The 8284-nt window shown below is 64.0% G+C and carries 6 protein-coding genes and 1 tRNA gene; 1 reads left to right on the top strand and 6 read right to left on the bottom strand.

The features are described from left to right. Nucleotides 1-231 precede the first annotated feature (231 nt). The 6 genes from Q4E95_RS00730 to Q4E95_RS00755 all read right to left on the bottom strand — a co-directional run bounded on the left by Q4E95_RS00730 (nt 232) and on the right by Q4E95_RS00755 (nt 6399). Nucleotides 232-305, bottom strand: a tRNA-Ile gene (locus tag Q4E95_RS00730). 66 nt (nt 306-371) lie between these two features. Next, on the bottom strand, nt 372-1562 hold the full coding sequence (locus tag Q4E95_RS00735; protein ID WP_303381505.1) for a glycosyltransferase: 1191 nt from the start codon (nt 1560-1562) through the stop codon (nt 372-374). After that, nucleotides 1552-2505: a DMT family transporter gene (locus tag Q4E95_RS00740; RefSeq protein ID WP_303381506.1), complete on the bottom strand. Its 954-nt coding sequence runs from the start codon at nt 2503-2505 to the stop codon at nt 1552-1554. Before Q4E95_RS00740 ends, Q4E95_RS00735 begins: the two co-directional genes overlap by 11 nt. A gap of 199 nt (nt 2506-2704) precedes the next feature. Next, complete coding sequence (locus Q4E95_RS00745; RefSeq protein WP_303381507.1) at nt 2705-3583, bottom strand: phage holin family protein; 879 nt, start codon at nt 3581-3583, stop codon at nt 2705-2707. A gap of 220 nt (nt 3584-3803) precedes the next feature. Further along, nucleotides 3804-5030 carry a glycosyltransferase 87 family protein gene (locus Q4E95_RS00750; protein ID WP_303381514.1) on the bottom strand — a complete coding sequence of 409 codons (1227 nt, stop codon included), beginning with the start codon at nt 5028-5030 and terminating at the stop codon, nt 3804-3806. Between the two features lie 61 nt (nt 5031-5091). Beyond that, a complete protein-coding gene (locus Q4E95_RS00755; RefSeq protein ID WP_303381508.1) occupies nt 5092-6399 on the bottom strand; it encodes a glycosyltransferase 87 family protein in 1308 nt (435 codons plus the stop codon). A 307-nt stretch (nt 6400-6706) separates the two neighbouring features. Between Q4E95_RS00755 and mptB the strand changes: the two genes are divergently transcribed. After that, a partial coding sequence (mptB, locus tag Q4E95_RS00760; RefSeq protein ID WP_303381509.1) for a polyprenol phosphomannose-dependent alpha 1,6 mannosyltransferase MptB occupies nt 6707-8284 on the top strand: 1578 nt, incomplete at its 3' end.

Genomic DNA, 8284 nt, shown 5'->3' on the forward strand with positions numbered 1-8284 from the left:
TCGTGTGCTTACCCCCGCCGCCCGCAGCAATTTAGGCGCCGTTAGGGCCGCGCCCCACACCTCATGCGCCGCCGCGACCCTTCTCCACTCCCCCAAGGGCTCTAACGGTGCACGGGATGCAGCGAGAGGTTCTCCGGGACCATGAGGTGCGTAGCTGATGGGTTGCGCACCCAAGCCCGCGAACAAAAGGCCCTCTCGCCAGTGTTTCCACTAGTGAGAGAGCCATCCATGTAGGGCGGGTGGGGCTTGAACCCACGACCAAAGGATTATGAGTCCTCTGCTCTGACCAGCTGAGCTACCGCCCCCTGCGCCACCACGGAACAATGCCGTGGTCGCCGCTCTACGCTACCGCATCCGCGCGGTGGAGCCGATCATCGGGCGGGCTCGCCGCGGTAAATCCGTTCGAACGTGTCCAAGGTCTTCGCAAAGGAGTGGTGGGCCATCATGCGGTGGCTTGCTTCGCCCATGGCCCGGCGTTGCTGTGGGCCGGCGTCCAGCACCAATTGCAGTTTGTTGGCCAAATCGTGGGGATTACCCGGTTCGAAGAGGTAGCCGTTGACTCCTTCGTCCGCCAGGTGCGGCAGCGCTCGGGCGTTGGCGAGGACCACCGGTGTGGACGCGGACATGGCTTCCAGCGTGACCAGGGACTGCAGCTCAGCGGTACCGGGCTGGCAGAACACATCGGCGTTGAGATAGGCAACCCGTAATTGTTCGTCCGTGAGGAAACCGCGGAAATGGATCCGTTCGGCCACGCCCAAGGAGTGGGCCAGGGAGACCAGCGAATCCAGTTGCTCGCCTTCCCCCACGATTTCTGCGTGCACGTTCTTCGCGTCCGGAATCAACGAAACAGCCTCGATCAGTTCATTGACGTTCTTTTCCACCGCGAGCCGGCCGCAGAAAAGAACCGTTTGGTGATCGGGTTTCTTCAGGTGCTCGCCCGCGTGTTGTTCGTAGTCGCCCACTTGGATCCCGTTGGACACGGGAATGGCGTTGTCATCCACCCCGTTGGCGACCATGGTGTCCACCGCGAGCTGAGTCGGTGCGGTCACCACGTCACAACGGCGGAACTGCCGCGCGAGGTCCCACCAGGAGACTTTTCGGTACCCGCGGATGAACCAGTCCGGGAACGGCAGGAACGGTTCAATGTTCTCCGGGATGAAGTGGTTGGTACCGACCAAACGGATCCCGCGGCGCTGTGCCTCCTGGATGCCGAGACGACCCAGGATGTAATGGCACTGGCTGTGCACGACATCGGGCTGGACCGCATCGAGCACCCGCTTGATCTCGCGGTAGACCTCCCAGGGGAAGCACAATCGGAAGTAGGGGTGTGTGAAGGCTCGGTGCGAGCGGATTCGATGCTCGGTCACGCCGTCTTTATCAACCGTCAGAGATGTGCCCTTGGCGGTCATGGGAGCCATCACGTGGACTTGGTGTCCTCGCCCGCGCATTCCCTGCGCGAGCCGCCGGGCGAACTGGGCGGAGCCATTGACGTCCGGTGGGTAGGTCTCTGCAATGATCAAGATCTTCAAGGGACGCTGTTCCTCGGGATGCTCAGTGCTCACGGGTGCTGTTCAGAGTCTTCCTGTGCTCGGTCGCATTGGGTGAAGATTTACTTGAGAGTTCATGTTCTAATCGCTTGGCCTGTTCCCTGCGCTCGATCACTTCGGGGTGGTGGCGAGATAGTAATACGACGCCGACTATAGCAACGCCCCCCGCCAGGCACATGATCGCTCCGATTCCCGGCGTGAAGCCCGGTCCGGCTTCTCCCAGAACGGAAAGACCGAGGATCACGCCCACGATCGGGTCGACAACCGTCAGACCCGCAATGACCAGATCCGGCGGCCCGCACGAGTAGGCACATTGCACCATCCAGCCGCCCACCACGGACGCCAGGACGATCATGATCACCGTGAACCAGTGGATCTGCCCCAGCCCGTGGGCAAGCGTGTGGGTCATGGTGAGTCGCACCAGCACGGCGACGAACCCGTAGAGAATGCCGGCGGCGAGGACGTAGAACATGCTGATGCGGCGGTGCCGCAGGAACAGCTCCGCAACACCGAAGAAAAGAACCAGAGCGATCAGGATGGACACCAGAATGATTTCCGCCCGAGGATCGGCAAGGTAACTGGGGTCCGTGCCGGCAACGGCGGCCACAACGAACACGGCACCGCCCGCTGTGCACAGTGAAATGGCACCCCAGGTGCGGGCGTTGATGTCCAGGTGCTTGTGTTTGGCGTGCAGCAGGGTGGTGATGACCAGCGCGATCACGCCAATGGGCTGCACCACCGTGACGGTCGCCAGCGTCAGCGCCCCGACATTGAGTGCCGTTCCCAGCCCCAGCAGGACCAGCCCGGCCACCCACTTGGGATTGCGCACCAGTGACCCGAGATTCGAAGGTTTCAATGCCTCCTGGGTGTGCGCGGTGACGGCCGCGGATTGAGTCTGGGTCCCGAGTGCCAAGCACAGGGCGGCCATGAGCGCCAACGAAACTGCCACCCACTGCATCAACGGTTCATCACGTCTTCCACCACAGCATCATCGTAAGGTGCCCCCGTGGCATTTGCCTTACTACCTCATGAAGATCAGCCCCGCGTAGGACCAACCCCATACCCCGGTAGGAGTCGGACACGAGGAAGGCCGGGTCACTGTGGTGACCCGGCCTTCCGGAGGCGACGCAGGGGCGTCGTCGGTTACCCGATGGGCGCTACTTCTTGAGAAGCTTGCGCAAGAACACCAAGAAGGCGGAGCCGGCGGCTGCGGCAACGGCCAGCGGCTGCCAGCGATCGCTCAGGCTGCTCTCACCGGCCGTGGCCGAGGTGGATCCTGCCGTGGGCACGCCCTGCGAACCGCCGCGGGTGGCGAAGGTCTGCTTGACCGAGTCCTGAGTGGACTTGAAGGTGCCAGCGGTACGACCCACGAAACCCTGGGCGGCCGCCTGGACGGAATCCGCGCGGTTCTGGGCATCGTCGCGCAGGCTCTTCAAGTGCTCGCGGCGCAGCTTCAGACGGTGACGCAGCTGCTCCTCGGTGGGCTTGACCGGCTTGACCTGATTGGGGTCGTTGGCGGCAGCTTCCTGCTCGCGTTCCTTTTGCTGCTCGGCCTCGTTCATCTCGCGTTGCACGCGGCCCTCCGTGTAAGCGGAGCCTTCCTTCACGACACCCAGGTCGTAACGAAGGCCGAACAGGGTCTTCTCGGGCTTGAGCGGCAGGGCGCTCTTGATCTTGGCCAGCGCCACCAGGACGAGGATGGCCAGGATGACAATGAAGAGCAGGGCCAACAACAATGCCGCCAACCACGCCGGCATCAGGTTGGACAGACCGGCAATGGCCGCGCCGATGAGCGCAATGACGGCCATGCCGAGGAATACCAGGCCCACCACGGCGAGGGCTGCGCCCACACCCAGTTTGATGCCCTTGTCCTTGAGTTCGAGTACCGCTAACTGCGCCTCGTCCTTGAGCTGCTTGGGCAGCAGCCGGGCAAAGACCTTGGTGACATCGAGAATGGATGCCGCTCCAGGTTTCTTGGTTGCCCGAGTGCGCGCGCCGGGGGTGTGGCCGCTTTCCGGGCCCACTGCATGACTCATGCCGCCTCCGATGATGCTTGATCTACCTATGGATATTTCCTAAGTCAAAACTACCACCGAGGCCGTGGCTGGCACGGCAGCTTGCACGTACCGACAGGACACGTAGTGCGAAAACAATGACATTTCACCCGGGGGGCCAATGGTGAGCCTGCAGATCGGGTCCCGGTACGACGTCGTTCTGGTCGCGTTGGCCGCCCCGGCAGCCGGCGAGCGCCGGGCCTCAGCCCCTGGCGCCCTCGCGTGCGGGCCGGATCTTGGCCCCGAGATCCCACGTGCGTTTGACCGACCAGGCCAGTAGCAGGACCAGCAGGATGTTCCGGATGCTCAGCACGCCGGCCATGATCGGGTTGGCGTGGATGAGCGGGGTGTAGAAGAGCGGATAAATGAAGAACGTGACCACCGCGATGCCCATGAGCAGGGCCGCGGGGGTGCGCCAACGCTTCCAGTCGTAGACCAGGCCCGCCACGATCACGGGCGCGAGCCAGATCATGAACTGGGGTGAGCCCACCTTGTTGAACACAATGAGCACGGTGGTCATCATGAGGGCACCCTCGTAGAAGAGTTCACCGCGATCCGCTCCCCTGCGCAGCGAACGGATCAGCAGCGCGGTGCCCACCACCACGGCAAGGATGAGCAGCGGTTGCATGAGATGGGCGGCGAGCTCGGTGCCGGGGCCGTAGACCTCGGAGGAGTTGATGGCCGTGTTGTCCGCGATCTCGGAATCGGCAATGTCCAGCACGCTCAGCCAGACCCACGGCGTGGAGAACGTGGCCTCGAGTTGCATGCCACGCGAGCCCTGGTTGACCATGAAATCGGCAATGTGGCTGAGACCGCCGCAGAGCCACGTTCCGAGCACGACCACCGCGGTGACCGCCACTCCCGCGAGAAACACGTACACACGTTTCTTCGCCGCGATCAGCAACGACAGGATCACGGCGGCAGGCCACACCTTGATCCACGTGGCGATGCTGAGCAACACGGAGGCCACCACGGGCCGGCGAGCGGCGTAGAGCATGCCGATCAAGACAATGGGCGCAGCGATACCCTCCACACGGGCGAAACTCAGATAGCCCATGAACACCAGGAATACCAGCAACCACCAGGCCGGTGCCACACCGCGGCCACCTATACTGCGGCGGGTCAGGAACCAGATCGCCACGGCATTGAGCGCGGTGATGATGAGAGTCCACGCCAGCAGGTACAGATCGTGACCGGCGATCCCCGCCAGGTGGATGGGGATCTGCGCCAGGACCGGATAAACCCACGGGCTGATCGATTGATCGGCGACGTCGGTCGAGAAACCCGCCATGGCCCACTCGCGATACTGCTCGGTGTCGCTGAAGGCCCAGCCGTTGAGGAAGAAGGACGCCATCCACCCCAGGTAATACAGGTGGACCACGGCGAAGCCCCACCACACGCTGGATGGACGGGAGAACCAGGCGATCACGCGGTCCGGCAGCAGGCCGTCGCGCACACCACGGAGCCGGTCGAAGAATGCGGCGGAAATGTCAGGACTCCTTGGGGACGAGCTCATCGGTGGGGCGTTTGGAACCCAACCAGTACAGGCGCCGCGCCGACCACAACAGCAACACCACGAGCAGCGCGTTGCGCGCGGTCAGCACCAGCGCCATCGCGGGGTTGTCGTGACTGAGCGCGTTGTAGAACAGCGGGTAGATGAAGAATGTCAGAACCGCGATCGCGATCAGCATGATGGCCGGGGTCCGCCACGAGCGCCAGTGATGCACGAGCCCCAGAGCCACGGCCGGGCCGAGCCACACCATGAACTGCGGGGAGCCCACCTTGTTGAACACGATGAACACGGAGACCAGGGTCAGCGTGCCGGCGAGCAACAGTTCGGTGCGGTCCGCTCCGCCGGTGCGCACACCGTGGTGCAGGGCCCGGACCAGCAGCGCCGTGGCGGCCAGAGCGGCCAGGATCAGCAACGGCTGCATGAGTGAGGACATGACCTCGGTGCCGGGGCCGTCCACCTGCATCGAGTTGATGTCCGTGTTCATGTACATCTGTGAGCCTCCCACGCCCAGCACCGAGGACCACAGCCACGGGGTGGTGAACGTGGCTTCCAGCTGCATACCGCGGTCGCCCTGCTGCGTGAGGAAGTTGAAGAGCAGCGGGAAAGCGCCCATGGCGGCGGCAATGCCGGCGGCCACAGCGCTCACGATCAGTCCCGCGACAACCACCTGAACTCGCTGGCGCACCACCGTGAACAGTGCGAGCACGATCGCTGCCGGCCACACCTTCATCCACGTGGCAATGCTCAGCAGCGTCGAGGCGATGAAGGGGTGGGCCACGCCGTAGGCCAAGGCCACCAGAACAATGGGGGCCGTCAGGCCGTCGACCCGAGCGAACCCCAACCATCCCATGAGGAACGTGAAGCCCAGCCACCACCAGGCGGCGGGAATCGCGTGCCGGTTACGGCCGCGATCGGTGAGTGTGAGAACGGCCCAGCCGTTGAGCACCGTGGTCATCAGGACCCACAGGAAGAAGAAGGGCCCCGGGCCCGCAATGCCCGCGAGCGCCATGGGCACCAGGGCCAGCACCGGATACACCCACGGGCTGGGTCCACCGGCCAATGCGTCCTGGTCGAAGCCGATGCGCGTCCACTCCCGATAAATGTTGGTGTCGCTGAACGCGTTGCCGTTGAGGGACACGATCAGCGCGAAGATCAGGAACACGAGGTGCAGGACCACGAACCCTGCCAGGAGCACGCGCGGCGAGGTCAACCACCCCGGTAGGTTCTGGGGCCGATCCAGAACGTTCAATCGGTCCTGTTGGGTCAACGGCTTGTGCGTGGACATGATCAATCCTCGTCAGGTGCGCAGCGGTACGAGACCGCGGGCGGCCTCAGGAAATCTGTTCCGTACCCGGTGGAGCGGGGCACGGATGCGTACTCATGCTACGTGCCGCGGACCGGTCCCCGTGGACTCGTGAGTCATGGGGTGCGGCACACCGGGGCACCGCCCATGGCTACTACCCCCGAGAATCGGGTCCCAAACCCCGGTTGCGGTACGTCCGACTGCTAGGATCAGCCTCCTGAATAACGTCCCGCGGGCCATGGCGCCTGGGCACCCGAAAAAGTTGACAAGTAGGGGAACGACACAGGTCATGTCGGAAAGTGGTTCGCGTCCGGAGGTCACCGCTCACGGCAGCACTGCAGCGACCCCTCGGGCCACCGGGGGGTCGATTTCCGCCGAGGCCCGCTCCGTACCGGGTACCCCGCGGGTTCCCCGCCCGTTGATTGCCATTGTTCAGGGTCTCGTTGGCTCACTCATGATGTTCGTGGGTTCCATTGGGATCGGGTGGATCGCCCTGGGCTCCCCCATGGTTCGCAATCCCCTGGTGATCGCCATGCGCACCGAGGGCTGGGGCATTGTCATCTCCACGGTTCTCTTGACCTTCGGGGCCATGCTCCTGATGCGCTCGTGGGTTCGGTTGGGGCAGCGACTGACCGGGTGGCCGGAGGGTTCGCTGCGCGCCGTCGTCACCGCCGTGTTCGCCTGGTCGCTGCCGTTGCTGCTGGCCGTGCCGATTTTTTCTCGCGATGTGTACGCCTATATCGGCCAGGGGCGCCTCATGGCGGCCGGGGAGAACCCGTACACGACCGGCATCTCGACCCTCGACAACTGGTTCATGCTGGGTGCCGATCCGGCCTGGGCCGAATCCCGCACCCCCTACGGGCCCGTCTTCCTGTGGTTGGCGCACCTGGTGGTCAAGGTCACCGGGGCCCAGCCCGATCTCTCCGTCCTGCTGTTCCGGCTTCTCGCGTGTGTGGGTGTCGCGCTGTGCGTGCTGTACGTGCCCAAACTCGCGGAAATGCACGGGTTCGACGGCGCTCGCGCCCTGTGGCTCACGGTGGCCAACCCCCTGTTTCTCATTAGTTTTGTGGCCAGCGCCCACAACGACGGTCTCATGGTCGGCCTTGCCGTGGCGGGCACGTATTTCGCCGCGACCGGCAGGCCGATCCGGGGCATTCTGCTGGTCACCGCGTCCATTGGCATCAAACCCATCACGATTCTCCTGCTGCCCTTCATCGGGTTGCTGTGGGCCGGCACCAATGCCTCGTGGCCGCGCAAATTCGCCACGTGGGCCGGGACGGCGATCTTGAGTTTCGGACTTCTCCTGCTGAGCGGCATTCCCTACGATCTGGGCCCCGGATGGATTCTCGCCATTCTGGACCCCACTCCGGGCTACACGGGTTATTCACCGTCCGGGTTCCTGAGCATGCAGGTCAACCGCATCGGCGACGCGGTGGGACTGCCCGGCGGAGACATCGCGGCGACCTTGCGCAACATCTTGAAATACCTGGGCATCGGCATTGTGGTGCTGTTGATGTTCTGGGGCGAAGGTCAGCGCAGCCACCGAGTGGTCCGACGCATGGGGCTGGCCTTTGCCGCCGTGGTCATGCTCTCCCCGATCATCCAGCCGTGGTACATCCTGTGGTTCCTGCCGTTCCTGGCGGTCACCGGCATCAAGGACAACTGGCAGGTGCGCGTGCTGTACGTGGTCACCGGGTTCTTCGTGATCTTCGGCGCGCAGGATCAACTGTCCGTGTGGCCCTACATCGAGGTCAGTTTCAACGTGTCCACCATTGCCTACGTGGTTGCTCTCGCCTTCACCGTCTACCTCATGTTCCTCGACCCGCACACCAAGCACGTGCTCATCGAGGGCGGGCCTCGCGGGTGG

This window comes from Kocuria sp. (assembly GCF_030536815.1).
In the GTDB taxonomy this organism is placed as follows: domain Bacteria; phylum Actinomycetota; class Actinomycetes; order Actinomycetales; family Micrococcaceae; genus Kocuria; species Kocuria gwangalliensis.

Bases quoted from the DNA above. Each gene is read 5' to 3' on its own strand.
- Q4E95_RS00740 (WP_303381506.1), bottom strand. From the start codon at position 2,505: ATGCAGTGGGTGGCAGTTTCGTTGGCGCTCATGGCCGCCCTGTGCTTG.
- Q4E95_RS00745 (WP_303381507.1), bottom strand. From the start codon at position 3,583: ATGAGTCATGCAGTGGGCCCGGAAAGCGGCCACACCCCCGGCGCGCGC.
- Q4E95_RS00755 (WP_303381508.1), bottom strand. From the start codon at position 6,399: ATGTCCACGCACAAGCCGTTGACCCAACAGGACCGATTGAACGTTCTG.